The sequence below is a fragment of the Neobacillus endophyticus genome (genome assembly GCF_013248975.1).
Lineage (GTDB): Bacteria > Bacillota > Bacilli > Bacillales > Cytobacillaceae > Neobacillus > Neobacillus endophyticus.
On record NZ_JABRWH010000001.1, the window covers coordinates 2,153,220 to 2,172,409 of the forward strand.

Sequence of the window (19,190 nt, forward strand, 5' to 3'; positions counted from 1 at the left end):
TAAAATTAGCTGGAATTTGGTCCATCATTCAACGCACTTAATTTTATTACCAAGATAAAAAAATTGGACCGCGAATAATATTTCGGGTCCATTTATTCAAAAGCTAATTAATAGCCATTTTCTTGTTATTCGGCGATAAGTATAATTTTTCTAATAAATGTTTAATGATGATAACACTTTTTTCAAGGTCTTCTTTTGATATGGTTAGCGGAGGCAGTAGCCGGATGACTTTTTCACCTGCTGGCAGTACGATGAGCCCCATTTTTCGCAGCTCGCTTAAAAGCGTTGTTACGGGAATCTGGCATTCGATTCCAGCCATCAATCCAATCCCTCTTATATCTTGGATGATGTGCAGGTGTTTTAGGTGAGTCCTCAAAAGCAGGAAGAGAAACTGACTTTTATCAACAACCTCATCTAAAAATTCTGTATTAAAAATGGTCTCCATTGTAGCCACAGCTGCGGCTATTGAAACAGGATTTCCTCCGAAGGTCGAGCCATGGCTTCCTGGGCCAAAATAGGGTGTGAGCTTTTCTTTCCCGATTACGGCACCGATCGGAAAGCCGTTTCCTAAACCTTTAGCTGATGTAACAAGATCTGGATCTAGGTCGTAATGCTGGAAGGCAAAGGGTTTCCCTGTTCGGCCGATACCTGTTTGGATTTCATCAATGATGAACAGTGCTCCATGCTGCTTACAAAGCTCTTGTACCCCCTGTAAAAATTCCTTACTTCCAACATGAATTCCGCCTTCGCCCTGTACGATCTCTAACATAACCGCGGCGACGTCATTTCCCATTTCAGCTTTAACCGATTCGATATCATGAAATGGAACATAGACAAATGTTTCGAGCATTGGACCGAATCCATGCTTTATTTTATCTTGGCCTGTTGCAGACATCGTCGCAAACGTACGGCCGTGAAAGGAATTTATAAAGGTAATAATTTTCGTTCTTCCTGTTGCTTTGCGGGCTAGCTTAATAGCTGCTTCATTTGCTTCTGCGCCGCTATTGGCAAAGAAAACACGATGGAGTCCTGCCGCTTGTGCAAGCATCTTTGCGGCTGTCTCCTGGCTGTCACTTTGGAAAAGGTTTGATACATGCCAATATTGATTAAGCTGTTTATGAACTGCTTTCTCAACATGTATTGGCCGGTGTCCAAGATTACAGACTCCGATCCCTGATGTGAAATCAAGATATTTGTTCCCATTCTTATCGATTATCGTACTACCGCTTGCTGATTCAGGTTCAATTTCCCATCGTGCATAAGTTGGAAATAAGTGACTCAATGTTTAATCGTCTCCTTTTGATAAAATCTTGTACCGTGCCAGTGGTCATTTTCAAAAAATGTTTTTTTACCAGAAACGATCATGACGCTTTCAACACCTTTTTCTACAGCGGTAAGGGCGGAGCGGACCTTCGGAATCATTCCGCCGCTAATTTCACCTTTTGCAATATAGGTATTGACCTCTTGGTGCGATAGGCTCTCAGCGAGAGAGTCCTCAATGAACACACCATCAACATTGGTAACAAATAGGCATTTCTCGGCATTTAGTGCCTTAGCTACCTCTGCTGCCACATAGTCGGCATTTATATTCAGCTTGTCGCCGTTTTCAGTTATTCCGATCGGGGTAATGACAGGAATGTAGTTCTCATTAACAACAAGCTCTAAGAATTTTGTATGCACTTCGCTGATTTTACCAACAAACCCTAGTTTTTCACGGTTTAAATACTCCGCCTGTAAACAGCAGCCATCGCTCCCGCTGATTCCGACTGCAGGGAAATGATGCTGCTGAAGCAGTGATACAAGCTTTCTATTGGTCTGGCCAGCGAGAATCATTTCCGCAATTTTTAGTGTCTGCTCATCCGTTTTTCGCAATCCATTTACAAATTGAGGTGTTACTTGAAATAATTCAAGCATTTCATTAATATCAGGTCCGCCGCCATGGACGAAAACGAGTTTAAACCCACGCTTTTCCAATTCCGAGAGACTTGTAAAAAAGGAAGACGTTAACTCATCCAAAACACTGCCGCCACATTTGATCACAATATATCTCATCTATTTTTCTCCCATTCTTACGAACGATAGCTGGCATTAATTTTGACATAGTCATAAGACAGGTCACAGCCCCAGGCCTTGCCGGAACCATTCCCCACATGAAGATCTACTAAGATCTTAATAAATGGCGAATGTAAATACTTGCGGGCGTCATCCTCTGAAAAAACACATGGTACGCTGTTTTCAAGCATCTGAATAGGGCCAATGGCAATATCAACTGTATGAGGATTAATCATTGCATTTGTCTGGCCAATCGCACCAATGATTCTCCCCCAGTTGGCATCAGCACCGAAGATAGCCGTTTTCACCAGATTTGATCCAATGATCTGTTTGGCAACAAATCTTGCTTCCTCCTGATCTTTTGCCCCTAGAACCTCGACTTCAACCAACTTCGTAGCTCCTTCGCCATCCATCGCAATTTGCTTGGCTAACTTTTCGCATGCTTTGGTTAAAAGTTTAATAAATGTTTCCCATTGAGGATGTTCAGGCGTTAATGGCTGATTTCCCGCCATTCCATTCGCCATAACGAGAACCATATCATTTGTTGAGGTATCTCCGTCCACTGTTATTTGATTAAACGTATGATCAGTTACCCTTTTTAAGGCGGCAGAAAGATTTTCAGAAGAGATAGCTGCATCCGTTGTTAAGAAGCCGAGCATGGTTGCCATGTTGGGATGAATCATTCCTGATCCTTTTGCCGCTCCTCCAATCGTAATGATTTTTCCGTCGATGATGGTGGTGTAACCGCAGTTTTTCATCACAATGTCAGTAGTTAGAATAGCTGTTTGAAAATCGATGGCATCACTGTTTAAATTCCCTGGTGATAATAATTGAATGCCGTTTGTGATTTTATCCATATCCAAATACTCGCCAATCACACCTGTTGAAGCAACGGCCACAAAATTTTCCTTTATGTTGAATTTTTCTGATGTTAAGGTGCGCATTTCTAATGCATCCTTGTATCCTCTTTCACCTGTACAAGCGTTGGCACAAGCGCTGTTTACAACAACAGCCTGTAAGATCCCTTCGCAGGCAATACTTTCTTGCGTTACTTTTAATGGTGCGGCTTGGAATTGGTTTGTAGTATATACGGCTGCAGATGAAGCCGGGATTTCGCTAATAATGACCCCTAAATCCTTTTTAGAATATCGAAGGCCTGCATGAACACCTGCTGTTTTGAAACCTTGTGGTGATAATATATTCCCGTTTTCAATGGCGATTATTTTATCCTCTAACAATGTTGGCATTCCAATTCCTCCTTAAGGATACAAGGGAATAAACTCTAATCCCGTTTTCTCATTCAATCCATTCATTAAATTAGCGTTTTGTACAGCCTGGCCGGCAGCACCTTTCATGAGATTATCAATGACAGAAACAATCGTTAACCTTCCTGTTCTCTCATCTACATGTAAACCAATATCACAATAATTGGACCCTGATACTTCCTTTACAGAGGGGAAATTTCCTTTATGCCTGATTCTCACAAACGGACTGTGTAAATATTGCTCATTATATAATTCAATGAGTCTATCAGTGCTTAGATGTTCTGTAAGCTGTACATAAGTTGTAGCCATGATTCCTCTTGTAATCGGCAGCAGATGCGTATTGAAAGTAATTGGTGAAACTTCTGTATTCCAAAGGTTCAATTGCTGTTGGATTTCAGGAATATGCTGATGCTCGTTAACCTTGTAAATTCGAAAATTTTCATTAATCTCTGGGAATATAAGGTTTTTAGATACAGATCTTCCAGCACCGGAAGTACCCGATTTGGCATCGATGATAATCATATTCGGATCAATCACCCCCGCTTTTACTACTGGAGCAAGACCCAATAACACAGCAGTAGAGTAACAGCCAGGATTAGCAATTAATGTAGCATCGACAATCTTTTCTTTATTCCATTCACACAACCCGTAAACTGCCTTTTCTAATAAATGGTCTTCAACAGGATCGTGCTTATACCATTTTCGATACACTTCTCCATCGGTAAGCCGCAGGTCACCGGATAGATCAATAATTTGGATACCAGTCTTCAAAAAGGCTGGAGTCAGCTTACTGGATACTCCTGACGGGGCAGCAATAAAAACGATATCTGACTGCTTGGCTATTTCTTCAGGATCGATATGTGTCAGTTTTAAGTTTGTCACTCCGCTCAGATGCGGAAACTCTTCATATAGTGGATGCTCATCCCTTGTCGTATGAACAGACTGTATCCTAAATATGGGATGATGATGTAATAGACGGAAAAGTTCACCACCGCTATATCCGGTAGTGCCGATAATCGATACTTTCATTTCGCTCCTCCTAGACAGAATGGCTATTTAAAGGTCCATGTTTTTCCTAAGTTACCGTCTAACTGCAGTGCCCTAACGGCTATCCAGGCCATACACTGCTGACTAGTGGGGCTTTTTCTTATGCCCACTCGTAATTTTTGCCCCAGCTTTCTCGAGCCAGAGATTCTACTTCGTCAACAAGACAGTCTTCAACCATATAGGTGTCACCTTGTTCGAATGGGTTATAGTGAAAGGCGTACAATCTTGATACAAATTCATGAAATGGGAGGGAGGCTTCTCCTTCAAGTTCACCAAACCCTGTAACACTGGCAATAATTCCTTGCCCCCAATTTTGCCCACTATCATTGTTAGGATTGTAAAAATAAATTCGATCATTTCCGTTCTGGTCCTTTTTGATTCTTTGAATGGATACAGCATGAAGCCCGAGCAGTTCCCCATGAACGTTAGTGCTGAACATACCAACAGGATTCGGATAAATCAATCCATAGCCTTCATTAAAATCAGGATGGTGGGTAGCATAGAACAACTTAACAAAAGCAGAGTAGTTTGTAACATGAAGTGTCATTTGATCAATAGCATTGATAAATCCTTTTGGAATCCAAACACCGTAAAATTCCGGGTTTACCCACTTATGTCCGTCCTCTCCGCGAAGAAGAGTTCTTTTCATCATTTCGCTATAGATCTTATCAAGGTGCGGTACAAGAACCAGTGAAATCGGGTCTAAATCCGGCCCAATTGCATTGGCTACTCCGCCAATAAGGAGGCTAGAATGAATGGCCTCTCCTTCAAATGTCATATCAATATCATGATCACGGACAGCACGGGTAATATAGGCTAACAGTTGGCCGATTCCGTGCTGAGCCCAGAGGGAAATGGCTCTTGCTGATTGGCAAGTTGGATTGTGTCCTTGCCCAACACCAAGGGGCTGACCGAGTACACTTACAACTCCTGATATAAGTAGACCGTTTAGGCTAATCGCACTTTTTTCATCTTTAAATTTTGTCAGTACTTGACGCACTTGAGCATGAATAGGGAGATCAAACAGACTGCGAATGGCAGGAAGTACGTGTACCTGTGTGAGTATCCCACGATCAAGCATTCTTGCAAGTCCGTACACAGTTTGACTTGTTTCTGGATAAATCGAAATCTGGATCATATCATGAATCAATTCTTGGTGGGCATTAAAGCAAGACATCCCTGTTTCAGACAAATCAAGGGCTGCCGGGATTTTATTTGGACTCTTCCGGTTAAGGAACCGTAGAAGAACCGCATGATAGGGCGATACAAGACCCATCTCTTTCATCGATTTTGCGAGAATAGTAGCTTCCGAATCTAACATCTCTTCATCGGCATTTTCTAGTTTAAGCCTATATTCTCGTTGATCAGCCGCCTCTTTACTTAAAGGTGTTGGAGAATTTACAGCATGTATATATTGTTCAAGAGCTTCTTTCGTAGACTCATCAATATCACTTTTAATTAGTTGTTTAGATAGGTTGATCATACTTAGAATTCGTCCGGTCATAATAGGGCGCTGAATTGATAGCCGTTCTAATTCCTGAACGATTTGATTGGCGATAGATCGAAAGGAAAGCTGCTGACCCAGGTAACTGAAAAGGCATTGAGCCCGAACCATATGATCTTCTAATGGCATGTGTTCTTCTTCCATTTCGGGTAAAAACAACAAATCAAGATTTAGGGCCATGACTTCATTTAAAAATGCATTTGCTTCTTCTATACTCAAGCTCTCATGGAGGTAACTCCCTTTCGCGATGGCTAGCATTCTCATCTCACTTAACAATTCGATTATGGAGTTGACACCTTGCTTTGCCCGCAATGAACCGCCAACGAACGGAGGCTGCATTTTAGTTGGATCTTCCCATTGACCGCCAAGGAAGACACCAGCATGGTCAAAACGATGAGCATTTTCATAGATAATGTCCAATCCATCGTATGAGTAAGAAAGGTCGATCGCTAATTGGTATACGTCAGTTTGATAAAGGCTTTTTGCGAATGGTTTAGCCTGCTCAAGCTTGTCTAAAGCAAGTTCAAAGTTTGCTTTTAAAGCGGCTGTCTGTTTACCGATTCTTTTTCTCTTTCTCGTTAATGTACTCATCCTTTTATGCACTCCTTTTTATTGGTAGAAATGATATTGCTCGTAATCTTTCAAAAGGGATCTCATTTCATCAGCATCCTCACCAAAAAAGAAAATAGATCCATAGTGATTCCCAAATCCTACCCGTTCTGCCACTTTGGATGTAATAGGAATGAACATATTATGTTTTACAAAATAAGGATGATTTTTAAGCTTTATTGGCATATTTAGCTTTTCAACGATTTTTACATTTGGATAGACCATGAGATTACCTGAATAACCCTTTGCAGATATTACTTCCTCAGGGAAAAATGCCTCAATTTCTTCTTCGGTTGTTTCAGGATCGCAACAAAGAACTTGGCCTTGATAAGGGCTGAAGCCATATGCATTTTCAATATGGTCAAAGATATGGCCGCCAGGAATACGGTTCGCAACTTCTCCAAAACTCAATGTCCCATCTGGGGTGATGAAAAACTCAGGATGGATGATGCCATATTCGATTTCAAAAGCAACCACAAGTTTCTCAATTGCTTCCCTGATTTGTGGTCTCCATTTTTCAAGTGAAGGAGAAGCGGGTACGAAGTTAGAATGACCTAACTTTACATATTCCGTAATATTCAGGAATCGAACTTTTCCATTATGGATAAAGGCCTCACAAGAGAATTCTTGCCCTTCCAGGTGGCTTTCCATTAGTAAAGGAAATTCTGAATCGTCAATTTGGTCAATCTGTGATGATTTTCGGATCATGTAATGTCCAACTGTGCCTGCTTTATCAAATGGTTTAACGTGAATGGGAGCATAATCCTCCTCATTCATATTACAAAGTGCATTATTGATTCTTTTTAGAAAATAGTGGATATCTTCTTTGGTGTTTGCTTCTTCAAAGACCCCCACACGGATCCCTGCTAATTGTGCTCTGCGCTTCATCAAGCCTTTGTCTCGGAGAAGCAGTGATTTATGGAAAATTCGCGGGTTCTCCCATAGTCTTGCGTTTATGGCAGCAGCCCACTCAACGGTTTCTTCGTAGATTGGTACAGCCACTTTGGTATTAAGATCCTTTAATTTTTCATAGAGTTCATGCGAGCGCGTTTCTAAATGGCCGAATACCCATGGGATAAACTGGATGTTATGGGTGTCAGCAAAACCTTGATATTCAGGGGGGCCAACAACCACAAATGGTCGATTCATTTTGTCAATTGCTTCAATTGCCTGCAGGCTCCAGCCCAGTAATGCGGTTATACCCTTGTTCTGTTTCATCTGCAAAACTCTCCCTATTTCGAAATATGTAAAAGATCATAGCAACCTCATTTTAGCAAACGGTTCTATTGTAATTTTCAAATTTACAAAAATAGTATGAAAATTAAAAACTACCTTAACGAAAAATTTACATAAACTCACTAAAATAAGGGAGGAAACATCAGATAGTCAAAAATTTCCGGCAAAGGGGTATAAGGATGAAAGACTGGTATGCGAGATTGACTGATTATTTTCCAGAAAAAGAAATGAAAACTAGAAGGCATTTTGAAATCCTTTTTCATGAAAAACAAGGAATTTATCAATTAGAGGAAAGCCAAGATCATGTACTAGTCTACTTCGAAACGTCTGAATGTATTTTTATAGACTATATACTCGTGACCCAAAACAACCGTGGGAATGGGAGAGGCGGCCAGATCCTTGACCAGCTGAAGCGGAAGGGGAAAGCGATCATACTGGAAGTTGAACCCGTTAGCATAATAGATCCCGACTCGGATAAAAGAATACGATTTTATGAGAAGAATCATTTCTTAAAAATGAACTCCATTCAATACGAAAGAATCCATATGGTCACAAATGAGTTGAACAAAATGGACATTTTTTGCTGGTTGCCTGTACATAGGACGGAGCAATGGGTATATGACCAAATGAAAGCAATTTATGAGGGGGTACATGCATTTAAAGCCAAGGAAATGTATGGGCGCAATCCCCAACCTGTATCGGATGTCCTTTGGATGAGAGAATTAACATATAGTAAAGCTTAGTGCCGGAGTATTTTTACAATAGTAATTCCTTTAATCAATGATGAGAGCCTGCATAAAGAGTGCAGGCTTTTTTGTGAGAAAAAAGAGTATGGAGGTGGTAAAAGAGGTCCCTCCAACTAAATATGCATAGCATTCAATCAAAGGGCGCCATTCTTTAATAATGTGGCGTCTTTTCTTGTCCAACATTCCGCTTTATCTACTAGTGAACTTAAAATTGACAAAAATTGAGAAAACACTTGAACCTAACGTAACGTCAGATTGTATAGTAAAGTTGCCGGCAATAACAAACATTCGAAATGAGGGAGCTGATCATAATAAGGAATTGGAAAATAGGGGAATTAGCAAAACAAACTGGATTAACTGTACGTACACTTCATCACTATGACCAAATTGGCTTATTTTCTGCATCTAATGTCACAGAATCGGGGCATAGAATTTATACCGAAGAAGATATTGAAAAGCTGCAACAAATTCTATCACTAAAACAGTTGGGATTTACCTTGGAAGAGATTAAAGAAGCGATTGAAAATCCTAATTTTAATCCACTTGAAGTAGTCAAAATGCAATTAGAAACTGTGAGGAAACAAATTGAGGTGCAAGAACAGTTGTATGGTAGGCTAGAAGGCATTTATGAACTGCTAACAACTCAACAGAAAGTTCAGTCTGAACAATTTATTAAATTAATTGAGGTGATCAATATGAGTGAAAAGTATTTTACAAAAGAACTACTAGAAAAAATGAAAAATCAAACAAGTCATTTTAGCTTAGAAGAAAAAAAGAAATTAGAAAATAATTGGGCTGAATTGATTGCTAATATCAGAGTGGAATTGGAAAAAGATACACCCCCAGAAAGCTCAAATGTTGTACAATTAGCCAAACGTTGGCGGGAATTAACCTACAATTTTACAGGCGGTGACCCTGAGATTGTTAAAGCAGCTGAACGCTTCCATGCAGAAAATCCTAACAACCCACTTCAATATGGGGTAGACGGAGAGCTTTATAAGTATATTAAAAAAGCCATGTCACACATCTAAATTAACTTATCATTAACGAAAAAGTCGGGAGCATTTCGAATTGCCTCGACTTTTTCGGCCTGAGCAAACATGTGCGATCCATGGAACATGAATTATGATCTTTCTGTTAAGGAACATCTTTTTAAATTTAGAAAAGGAATTATTAAAAGTAAATCGAATTTTTAGCGATTCAAATTCGCCCCCTTAAATTACATATCAACAAAAGTCCCTTGAACGTTTTTGACATCCAAGGGACAACTATTTTAATATAGCTAAGTCCAAAAGTAGAACAATAAATATGTTTCCTATATTAATATAAAAGAGAGCTTTTTTAGGCTATTTTTATTGGATACTTAAGACAGATCAATTAAAAACTACGTATACACTTTGACCTTATCTATTTAATTGGTCATTACATCATCAGGTATTCGCCTTCTTCAAATGTCTTCGAAATGTTTCGCTGTCTATAAGTCGACCACCATGTGCTGCATTTTTAGGACTAACAGATTCTATTCGAGCTAAATCCTCAGGTGTTAGTTCAACATTTACGGAAGCTGCATTTTCCTCTAAATATTTGATCCGTTTGGTTCCCGGTATTGGCAAAGCGCCATTAACCATCGTCCATGCTAATGCCAATTGGGAAGGAGTGCAGTTTTTTTCTTCCGCTATTTCTTTAATTTTATCCACAAGGTCCACATTTTTTTTGAAGTTCTCTCCTTGGAAACGTGGAATATATCTGCGTACATCATTCTCAGCCAGATCTTCATACTTGCGAAGTTCACCAGATATAAATCCCCTGCTTAATGGACTGTAGGCTACATGAGTAATTCCTAATTCTCTTACGGTAGGCAGTATTTCATCTTCAATTTCCCGACTCCAAAGGGAATATTCGGATTGCAATGCAGTGATGGGATGTACTGCATGTGCACGGCGAATGATAGATGCAGAGGCTTCTGAAAGGCCAAGATAACGAACTTTCCCTGCTTGAACTAGATCAGCCATTGCCCCTACTGTTTCTTCAATTGGAACATTAGGGTCTACCCGATGTTGATAATACAGATCAATATATTCAATCCCTAATCGACGAAGGCTTTCATCTACAGCCTTCTTAACATAATCTGGATGACCATTAATTCCTTCAAAATTAGGAAGGAAAGCAAACTTGGTAGAAATGACAGCTTGATTCCTGCGGCCTTTGAGAGCTTTCCCAAGCAATTCCTCATTATGACCATTGCCATAAATATCAGCGGTATCGAGAAACGTAACGCCTAATTCCAAAGCACGATGTATGGTCTTAATGGATTGTTCGTCGTCCGTCTGACCATAACTCCCTGACATTCCCATCAAACCTAAACCAATAGAAGAAACAACTAAATCACTATTACCAAATTTCCTCGTTTTCATGATGTGCACCTACCCTTCAATTTTTTAACTTCAAATTTATGGTAACATGAAATATATACGTTGTAAACAAAAAACACATTTATTGTCTATTTGATTCAATGTGTATATAGTGTATATAATTTAGGTTAGTGATAAGTTTAATAAATAAAGAAAGGAGGTACATAAAATGGGCGAAGGAAACAAAGGATCGGACAAACAAAATGAGACAAGAGACAGACTTATTAAAAAGTTATGCCCTTATGTACGAAAAAACGGTTTCCAATCCTTACGCATGGAAGAGATTGCGAAAATTATGGATGTAAGTAGAGCTACTTTATATAAATATTTTCCATCAAAAGAAGAGGTAATTCGGTGTATTGTGAATTTTTATGTGGATTATATTAATGAACTTATGGCGGATTCACTAGACTCCGATCAAAGATTTGGTGCTCGATTCCAGAAATTATTTGAACAATCGGTTTTATTTATAGAGTATATTACAGATATTTTTTTAGTTGAACTCGAAAGCAATTATCCAGATAGTTATGATCGATTAAGGGAAGCTTTGAAACTGCGGGAAAAACAATTATTGTCTTTTTTACATGAAGGAATGCGAGAAGGCATATTTAATGAGATCAATGGCAAGCTTTTCATCCTGCAAGATGAAATACTGAAGAACATTTTTGATGTCAAATATTTAATGGAAAATAACTTAACCGTTCACCAAGTTCTCTATGATTATTACACGTTAAAAAAACTTCAATTATTCATACCAGAAAAACTTCAAGCAGTAGATGATACCATGATGATGTCTAAAATTGAACACTTGGCACAAAAAATTACCAAAAATCTATATTTATAGACGTAAAAGGTTCTCGTCTGATTCCATCCAATTATTCGGAAACAATTAATTTGCTTGCGAAGAGTAATATCATTAATTATTTGTTTCATCCACTCGTCTCAAGGAATGATATATGCTTATGTATTAAAACACTTAATCATTTTAACAAAATGTCTCTTTTTGAAGACAGTTTGTATTTTTTTCTAACATGATGTGATGGGATTCGCTGATTATTGACAGATAAAATGTGATGGGTTTGTATTTTTACAAGTCCAGGTCAGCAAGCATAGCAGTTATCTTTACCTTCCGCAATTGAGCTCAATTCAGTAACTAGAATTGTGCTCTTTATTTATGTTTTAAGGTAATATTGTGGATTTTCTATTTATAAAAATGTTGGATATTCAAGTGAAAAATTTAAGGGAAATGTGACAAATGGTACTAAAGTTAAAAATTACCTAAAGGGGATGGTATTATATTATAAAAGAGGGAGGGGGAGGAAAAGAAAATGCATATAAATATTGGAGATATTATTTTTCAACTGATTGTATTCCTTATACCTATAATAATAATTATCTTTTTATTAGGTTTTGTTCGTTCTTCACTGAAGAGGAAGCAACAATTAAAACGTATTGAGGACAAATTGGATCGTATAACAGAGCAAAAACTAAGAAATTAGATAGTGTTGCAGGGTGTAGATTTTTTTACTTTTGCTAGGAAGGTCTTCCTTCTGTGCAACTCTTTAGTAAGAATTGTGCGCATTATTTTATGTTTAGGGAGCAGAATATCTAAGAGTCTTAATTTTTTGTAAAGATATTAAACGGTAATCAAGCTATTCACACATTACTGCTAACTTTGTGTTTTCTCTTAATAATAAGACTATCAGTAAAATATTATTATAATAAGGTGTATTGATATAATATTAGTTTTTGGAACCTAACGTAGTGCTTTTACAATGCAAAGCACTGATTTTTAAATAAAGAGTACATAACTTCAATCAGATTTTTCACAATCGAGCGCTAAGAATGAAAGAAAAGTAGAAAGCCAATTTTTCTCAGTCTTTAATTAGATATTGAAGGTTAATATCAAATGTGATTATTATATTTCGTTTCTTTTACTGGGAGGGAAACCACCATATGAATATGTTTTTAATCACTCTTCTCAAGATTGTTGCTGTATTATCGTTCAGCAGTTTGTTGGCAATTATTGCTTTTAGCATTCATAATCAAAGCCTTGAACTTGGGGTGTGTTCTATTTGTTCCTTAAGCTCACTTCTTCTTATCCGTAATAAAACCAAAAAGCTTAGAATTCAATAAATAGCGGAAAATTATTATATTAGAAGGTGGTTGTGTGAAAGGTTTAAATAATTTTTATCGTATTGGCGTGCTAATTGTTGCAATAATGTTACTATTGCATCTTTTCTCAATACACTTACCGGATTTTATTGAAGGATTATGTATTGGTATTGGGATTGCTTTGGAGTTAATTGGTATTTATACTATGAAACATGACATTTCTAAATTACGAAATTTCAAAATGAAAATCGTAAAGAAAGTGTTTGGATCATCTTGATTTTATCGTAACATATTTTTTATAACCCTTAGGGTTTAAAATCAGCGATGTTTTTGTAAAATGTCCATAAAAGGTAAGAGTCTATTGTTGGCTCTTACTTTTTTCATCGATTATAAGCTGCCTAATAAATGTATGATTTAATTCACTTAATTGAACGTAATCTTGATATAAAATGTAATTAAGAAGAACATTATAACTAATTGTTTAAGGAGGATGAAAATGGATCAGGAAAAAAGTGATCGTCTACGTTCAATGCTTCAAGAAGCATTGTCACCGCTAATATTGAAGATAGAAATGTTAGAGGCAGAAATTAAATCGTTAAAGGAAGAACAAATAGAACTTCTTCAAAAACTTAAAAATCTATAATCTAATTTCTTTGGGACTTGTTCATGATTTTCTAAGATTCATCGCTTTTGGTTATCACCAAATCTTTTCTGAATACTAAAATCCTAATCGTAACGAGAAGAAGGAATTTGTGTGCCATAGGATTTGGACGGTTTCCGATATTTGGTTATAGTAGGCTTAATTACGTCTCCCATACATTCACCAAGAGTTAAGGCAGTAGATATCCCTAATTATGAAAAAATTAAATAGGAGTTGGATTAGTATGTCAGATGTGAAACCATTCTTAATGTTTCAAGATGGCAAGGCAGAAGAAGCGATGAATTACTATACCTCAATCATAGAGGATTCAGAAATCATTAGTATCGTTCGTTACGGATCGAATGCAACCGGAGAAGAGGGAACGGTTATGAAGGCTGTCTTCTCGCTAAAAGGCCAAGAATTTATGTGCATTGACAGTAATAGGAAGCATGAGTTCTCTTTTACACCTTCCTTCTCGATTTATGTCAATTGTGATTCTGAAAAGGAAATCAACGAACTTTATGAGAAACTGATTACTAATGGGCAAGTACTTATGCCGTTAAATAACTATGGGTTCAGCACGAAATTTGGTTGGCTAAACGATCGCTTCGGTGTATCGTGGCAACTTAATCTTCCAAAATAAACGAATGTTAGGAAAGCACAGGGAAATTTCCATTGCTTTGATTGATTGACTTGTTGATACGGAACTTAACATAAGTATAATTATGTAACAATAGGGCGCATTACTGGAAAAACGGTAATGCGCTTTTCTTATTTAAACAAAGGTGCAGATTAGTTGGAGAAAGATCTTTCACAATCGAGCGCGATTTTTCTGCAAGAATTGTGATCTTTTTTTATGTTTAGGACCATTTTGTGGTGTGTTTGACAATAAAAAACTGACGTTATTGTCAGTATCTTTCGCGAATTTAATCAAAAATAGACAATGACTTATTGTAAATCATGATTAGATCATATTTTTTGAGAAGCCAATCTCAGCTAAGGATTTGTTAGAAATAAAGAGGGATCAAATGCAGTAACGATCCAGCATAAAAGTACAAACCTCAACCGTCTTAAAACAGGCGATTCTACTTGTAGAAACACGCCTGTTTCATAGAAACCTCTGTTCTTTTTTATTTGGATGTCTAGTTTATCAAAAATCTTAATAAGGGTAGTGATAATACGGATAGTAGTGGTGGTGGTAATACGGATAGTGATGATGGTAGTAAGGGTAGTGTGGGTACGGATGTGGATATCCTGGAGCTCCAAAACCAAGTCCTGGTGCAAACCCAAAACCGGATCCTGGTCCACCTAACCCAATTCTCTCATTATAGGTATTAATCATACAATTAGTCATCCTCCTCATTTCATTTTACATTAGAGCATATGCATATTTGGGTAAATGTTCTTGGGTATTTGTCTTGAATTCTAGAATTCAAATGACATTTGAAGCATCCAACAGATAGTATAGACTTTTTATTTAATACTAATAGTCTGTATTAAATAAATTCAACGCTCAATTGAAAATAGACAACCCATATTCTTTTTCAACTAAAGGGATGCAGGTAGCAGAAAGAAATATATAAGTGTTACCAAATCTGTCAAAAAACACGTATGTAGTAATAAGTATTTGGTATTACCTAATGTTATAATGATGAAAACGATATACACTTATCGATTATAAGAGTATGGGAGGTCGGCAGAATGGATTTTTTTGAGATAACATCTCAACATATTAACACGCTAAATTACAATGAAAAAGAACTATATAATCATATTATCCGAAATATGGAAGAGGTAAAGAAAAGCACAATCCGTGAGCTGGCGGCAACATGTTTTGTTTCACCCGCTACTATTATTCGCTTTCTTAGAAAGATTGGCTTTTCCGGATACAGTGACTTTATAGCCATCCTTAAATACACAGATACAGATTGTGAAGAAAATCATAATCCTTTTGTTGTACCACAGGAAAATTATCGTATTGAATATTTGAAAAATATTTATGAATCGGTACGTGTTCTTGATAATGAAAAAGTAAATAAAATTGTTCGGATATTGAAGGAAAAACCAAGGCTGGTGGTAATGGCGAGAGGTTTAAACAAAAGTGTTGGCCATTACTTTGAATATATCTTTTCCGGCTTTGGCTTTGAAGTTGTTTTCCCTGAGGATCACTATTTTAGGCAAATGCTTTTAAATGGAATCCGCAACACAGATCTTGTTTTCTTTTTGACATTTGGGGGAGAAGATAAGGAGTTGATCAAGGATATTGAACTATTAAATATAAGATCAAAAGCCACTGTTGTTTCCATTACATCAGCCAATAATAATCCTGTTCAAAACATGAGCCATATTAATCTCTATGTATTTGCAGATTATATTCAGGTTCACGGGATTGATATGACTTCTCGAATATCGATGATTAGTCTTATAGAATTAATAGCTTATAAGTATATGGAAGAAATGGCAGAGAATGAGGAGCACAGCAGTCAAATTCCCTATTACAGCCTTGACAAAGGAATAAGAGAAGTTTTTCAGTGAGCGTCCCCAAGAGCAGTTGAAAAGCAGCAACATAAAGGTAAAGGCTTCAAGCTGTGAATTCATAGTTTGAAGCCTTTTGGACTATTAGGAATATATAAGTTCTGCACTGTTTCTGCCGTGCAATTGGCGGGTTTTCTTTTGTTTGAAACATGTTTCGTGATTTGAAACTTGTTTTTGGAAGAAGGGAAAAAGGCAGGAAATTGTGACAATATGTTTCATGATTTGAAACTTTTTTTAATGATATACCCCTTGATTCTAAAGACTTTAAATCTATTTTCAGCTGTTTGAAACCGCATTAAGATAAAGGTGTAAACATTACTGCAGGAATGTTGGAAGTACAAATAATCAGCTTGGTTGACCAAAAGAAGAGTTTTTTTGATCGAGGCCTCGTCAACTAAAGCAAAAGGGAGCATAAACGATGGAAAAGAAAAAAAAGCTTCGTTTATTTGACTCAGTCCTTTTATCAGTAACCGTAGTTTTAGTAGCTGAATCAGTTGCCCCGGCAGCTGCAATTGGACCGTCACAATTTTTCTGGTGGACGCTGCTGCTAATCGGCTTCTTCCTGCCATATGGCTTGGTTTCGGCGGAACTTGGCACGACCTATAATGATGAAGGCGGTATATATGATTGGGTGAAAAGAGCATACGGTCTCAGAAATGGAGGAAGGGTGACATGGTATTACTGGATCAACTACCCTCTTTGGATGGGATCGTTGGCAGTGCTGGTTCCTACAACGCTTACGCAAATCAGTGGATATAAATTCGGAACAGTAAGTTCCATTATGATCCCCTTAATATTCATTTGGATTGTAACCGTTATCAGTCTGTTTCGCATCAGTGACAGCAAATGGATTTTGAACTTAGCCGCGATTTTTAAAGTATTTATTATGGTTAGTCTGGGCGGTATTGGAATTTATATTGCCACCACACGTGGTGTGGCCAATACGTTTAACATGCATAACATGATGCCTTCCCTTGATATTAACAGTCTGGCGTTTATTTCGGTTATCATCTTTAACTTCCTTGGGTTTGAAGTAGTTGCATCCATGTCTGGAGAGATGGATAACCCTCAGAGGGATATTCCAAAAGCATTAATTATGGGAGGATTGTTGATCGCCATATTTTATCTGCTGGCAGCATTCGGAATTGGGGTGGCGATCCCATTTAATAAACTGACAACAGATAGCGGATTAATCGATAGCTTCTCAATTTTACTTGGTGCACATGGTGGATGGTTTGTTACGATCATCGGTTTGATGTTCCTATTTACATTGGGTGCCAATTTAATTTCTTGGGCTTACGGAGTTAACTATGTCGCTTCTTATGCAAGCGAAAATAACAGCTTGCCAAAAATTTTTAAATGGAAAAACGAAAAAACAGACATGCCGATAGGTGCTCCACTCTTAAATGCTATCATTGCTTCGGTTCTTGTCTTGGTGGTTCCTGTCATGAACCATTTTGGATTGGAGGATATATTTTGGAGCTTTTTTGCACTGAACCTGGTGACATTGCTGGCATCATACATTTTCATGTTCCCTTCATTCCTGAAACTTCGAAAAATTGATGGTGACAGGGAACGGCCTTTCAAAGTAAAAGCAAATGGTATTCAGTTAAAAATTATTACGTATTTGCCGCTTGTACTGCTAATCGTTTCAGTCATTTTCACAGTCGTACCACTTAATTTCAGTAAGGAAGAGCTTATGTCAAAACTTCCGCTGCTAATTGGGACAATCATTTCAGTAATAGTTGGTGAAGTAATCATTCATCACAGTTTAAAACAAAACGAAATGAAAAAAGGAGTTGGAAACGATGAAAACATTGCTTAGTACACCAAAAAAAGATGGTTATCGAATGCCGGGGGAATTTGAATATCATGATGGCTGCTGGATGATCTGGCCGGAAAGGACGGATAACTGGCGCAATGGTGCCAAACCAGCTCAGCACGCCTTTGTTGACGTGGCCAAAGCCATTTCTGAATTTGAACCAGTGACAATGTGCGTCAATCAGCATCAGTATGTAAACGCCCGTCATATGCTTCCTGATTATGTTCGAGTTGTTGAAATGGCAACCAATGATGCTTGGATGCGTGATGTTGGTCCGACTTTTGTGGTTCATGATGGAACCGGTGATATCAGGGGAGTAGACTGGGCTTTTAATGCATGGGGCGGACTTATTGATGGACTCTATTTCCCTTGGGATGAAGATGACCGTGTGGCTGAGAAAATCTGTGATCTCGAAGGTAAAGACCGGTACCGTTTAAATAACTTTGTTCTTGAAGGCGGCTCCATCCACGTTGACGGGGAAGGGACCGTCATCACAACAGAGGAATGCTTACTTAGTTCGGGCCGAAACCCATCCCTATCGAAGCAGGAAATAGAAGAAACATTAAAAGAGTATTTAGGTGCGGAAAAAGTTATTTGGCTAAAACGTGGAATCTATCTAGATGAGACAAATGGCCATGTTGATAATATCTGCAACTTTGTCCGTCCAGGTGAAGTTGTGCTGGCCTGGACAGATGATGAAAGCGACCCGCAATATGAAATTTCCAAGGAATGTTATGAAATTCTAACTAATGAATTCGATGCCAAGGGCCGGAAATTAACTGTTCATAAATTATATCTGCCATCGCCAATATTGATCACAAAAGAAGAAAGTGAAGGGGTAGATACAGTAGACGGAACATTGCCGCGTGTTGAGGGTGACCGATTGGCTGCTTCCTATGCGAACTATTACACAGCAAACGGAGGGGTGGTCATTCCACAATTTAACGACCCAAGTGATGAAAAGGCATTAGCGTTGTTCAGTGAATTGTATCCTGAGCGAAAAGTAGTCGGGGTATACGCTAGAGAAATCCTCTTGGGCGGAGGGAATATCCACTGTATTACCCAACAGCAGCCGTTAGCAATCCCAGCAATTAAACCTCTAGAATTAGTGGGTGCAAGATAATAGATTGAGCAACACAACACCATTATTACTGGATAGCTTAAGCTTTACCGAACAGAGTAATACGCATGGAAAAATATAAAACTAT

At 38.0% G+C, this 19,190-nt stretch carries 18 protein-coding genes; 10 read left to right on the forward strand and 8 right to left on the reverse strand.

Annotated elements, in window-relative coordinates; all coding sequences use genetic code 11:
- Positions 1 to 103: 103 nt before the first annotated feature.
- From argD to HPT25_RS10495, 6 genes are all read right to left on the reverse strand, one after another.
- A complete protein-coding gene (gene argD, locus HPT25_RS10470; protein ID WP_173063439.1) occupies positions 104 to 1,282 on the reverse strand; it encodes an acetylornithine transaminase in 1,179 nt (392 codons plus the stop codon).
- Entirely contained in the window at positions 1,279 to 2,052 is a 774-nt protein-coding gene (gene argB, locus HPT25_RS10475) for an acetylglutamate kinase (protein ID WP_173063442.1), read from the reverse strand. The genes argD and argB overlap by 4 nt, the downstream gene beginning before the upstream one ends.
- A 17-nt stretch (positions 2,053 to 2,069) precedes the next feature.
- Positions 2,070 to 3,299 (reverse strand): bifunctional ornithine acetyltransferase/N-acetylglutamate synthase, encoded by a 1,230-nt coding sequence (argJ, locus tag HPT25_RS10480; protein ID WP_173063445.1) that lies wholly within the window; start codon positions 3,297 to 3,299, stop codon positions 2,070 to 2,072.
- A 12-nt stretch (positions 3,300 to 3,311) separates the two neighbouring features.
- On the reverse strand, positions 3,312 to 4,346 hold the full coding sequence (gene argC / locus HPT25_RS10485; RefSeq protein WP_173063448.1) for an N-acetyl-gamma-glutamyl-phosphate reductase: 1,035 nt from the start codon (positions 4,344 to 4,346) through the stop codon (positions 3,312 to 3,314).
- A gap of 118 nt (positions 4,347 to 4,464) precedes the next feature.
- A complete protein-coding gene (locus tag HPT25_RS10490; protein WP_217269681.1) occupies positions 4,465 to 6,459 on the reverse strand; it encodes a hypothetical protein in 1,995 nt (664 codons plus the stop codon).
- An 18-nt stretch (positions 6,460 to 6,477) separates the two neighbouring features.
- Positions 6,478 to 7,695: an ATP-grasp domain-containing protein gene (locus HPT25_RS10495; RefSeq protein ID WP_173063451.1), complete on the reverse strand. Its 1,218-nt coding sequence runs from the start codon at positions 7,693 to 7,695 to the stop codon at positions 6,478 to 6,480.
- Between the two features lie 197 nt (positions 7,696 to 7,892).
- Here HPT25_RS10495 and HPT25_RS10500 point away from each other — a divergent pair, with 197 nt between their 5' ends.
- Positions 7,893 to 8,456 (forward strand): GNAT family N-acetyltransferase, encoded by a 564-nt coding sequence (locus tag HPT25_RS10500; RefSeq protein WP_173063454.1) that lies wholly within the window; start codon positions 7,893 to 7,895, stop codon positions 8,454 to 8,456.
- 296 nt (positions 8,457 to 8,752) lie between these two features.
- Positions 8,753 to 9,490 carry a MerR family transcriptional regulator gene (locus HPT25_RS10505; RefSeq protein ID WP_217269682.1) on the forward strand — a complete coding sequence of 246 codons (738 nt, stop codon included), beginning with the start codon at positions 8,753 to 8,755 and terminating at the stop codon, positions 9,488 to 9,490.
- A gap of 399 nt (positions 9,491 to 9,889) precedes the next feature.
- Here HPT25_RS10505 and HPT25_RS10510 read toward each other — a convergent pair whose 3' ends face one another.
- Positions 9,890 to 10,873 (reverse strand): aldo/keto reductase, encoded by a 984-nt coding sequence (locus HPT25_RS10510; protein WP_173063456.1) that lies wholly within the window; start codon positions 10,871 to 10,873, stop codon positions 9,890 to 9,892.
- A 166-nt stretch (positions 10,874 to 11,039) separates the two neighbouring features.
- On the opposite strand from HPT25_RS10510, the gene HPT25_RS10515 reads away from it, so the two are divergent.
- From HPT25_RS10515 to HPT25_RS10535, 5 genes are all read left to right on the forward strand, one after another.
- A complete protein-coding gene (locus HPT25_RS10515) occupies positions 11,040 to 11,714 on the forward strand; it encodes a TetR/AcrR family transcriptional regulator (RefSeq protein WP_173063465.1) in 675 nt (224 codons plus the stop codon).
- 484 nt (positions 11,715 to 12,198) lie between these two features.
- Positions 12,199 to 12,369, forward strand: coding sequence for a DUF4083 family protein (locus HPT25_RS29245; protein WP_217269683.1), 171 nt, complete (start codon positions 12,199 to 12,201; stop codon positions 12,367 to 12,369).
- A gap of 671 nt (positions 12,370 to 13,040) precedes the next feature.
- On the forward strand, positions 13,041 to 13,262 hold the full coding sequence (locus HPT25_RS10525) for a hypothetical protein (RefSeq protein ID WP_173058275.1): 222 nt from the start codon (positions 13,041 to 13,043) through the stop codon (positions 13,260 to 13,262).
- A gap of 219 nt (positions 13,263 to 13,481) precedes the next feature.
- Positions 13,482 to 13,628 (forward strand): hypothetical protein, encoded by a 147-nt coding sequence (locus HPT25_RS10530; RefSeq protein WP_173063468.1) that lies wholly within the window; start codon positions 13,482 to 13,484, stop codon positions 13,626 to 13,628.
- A gap of 241 nt (positions 13,629 to 13,869) precedes the next feature.
- On the forward strand, positions 13,870 to 14,268 hold the full coding sequence (locus tag HPT25_RS10535; protein ID WP_173063471.1) for a VOC family protein: 399 nt from the start codon (positions 13,870 to 13,872) through the stop codon (positions 14,266 to 14,268).
- A gap of 516 nt (positions 14,269 to 14,784) precedes the next feature.
- On the opposite strand, the gene HPT25_RS10540 is transcribed toward HPT25_RS10535, so the two are convergent.
- The gene (locus HPT25_RS10540; protein ID WP_173063474.1) at positions 14,785 to 14,967 is read right to left on the reverse strand and encodes a hypothetical protein; all 183 of its coding nucleotides are present in this window, start codon (positions 14,965 to 14,967) and stop codon (positions 14,785 to 14,787) included.
- Between the two features lie 359 nt (positions 14,968 to 15,326).
- Here HPT25_RS10540 and HPT25_RS10545 point away from each other — a divergent pair, with 359 nt between their 5' ends.
- The 3 genes from HPT25_RS10545 to aguA all read left to right on the forward strand — a co-directional run bounded on the left by HPT25_RS10545 (position 15,327) and on the right by aguA (position 19,105).
- The gene (locus HPT25_RS10545) at positions 15,327 to 16,160 is read left to right on the forward strand and encodes a MurR/RpiR family transcriptional regulator (RefSeq protein WP_173063477.1); all 834 of its coding nucleotides are present in this window, start codon (positions 15,327 to 15,329) and stop codon (positions 16,158 to 16,160) included.
- Between the two features lie 418 nt (positions 16,161 to 16,578).
- The gene (locus HPT25_RS10550; protein ID WP_173063480.1) at positions 16,579 to 17,985 is read left to right on the forward strand and encodes an APC family permease; all 1,407 of its coding nucleotides are present in this window, start codon (positions 16,579 to 16,581) and stop codon (positions 17,983 to 17,985) included.
- Positions 17,969 to 19,105, forward strand: a complete 1,137-nt coding sequence (gene aguA, locus HPT25_RS10555; RefSeq protein WP_173063483.1) for an agmatine deiminase — start codon at positions 17,969 to 17,971, stop codon at positions 19,103 to 19,105. Before HPT25_RS10550 ends, aguA begins: the two co-directional genes overlap by 17 nt.
- Positions 19,106 to 19,190: the final 85 nt, after the last annotated feature.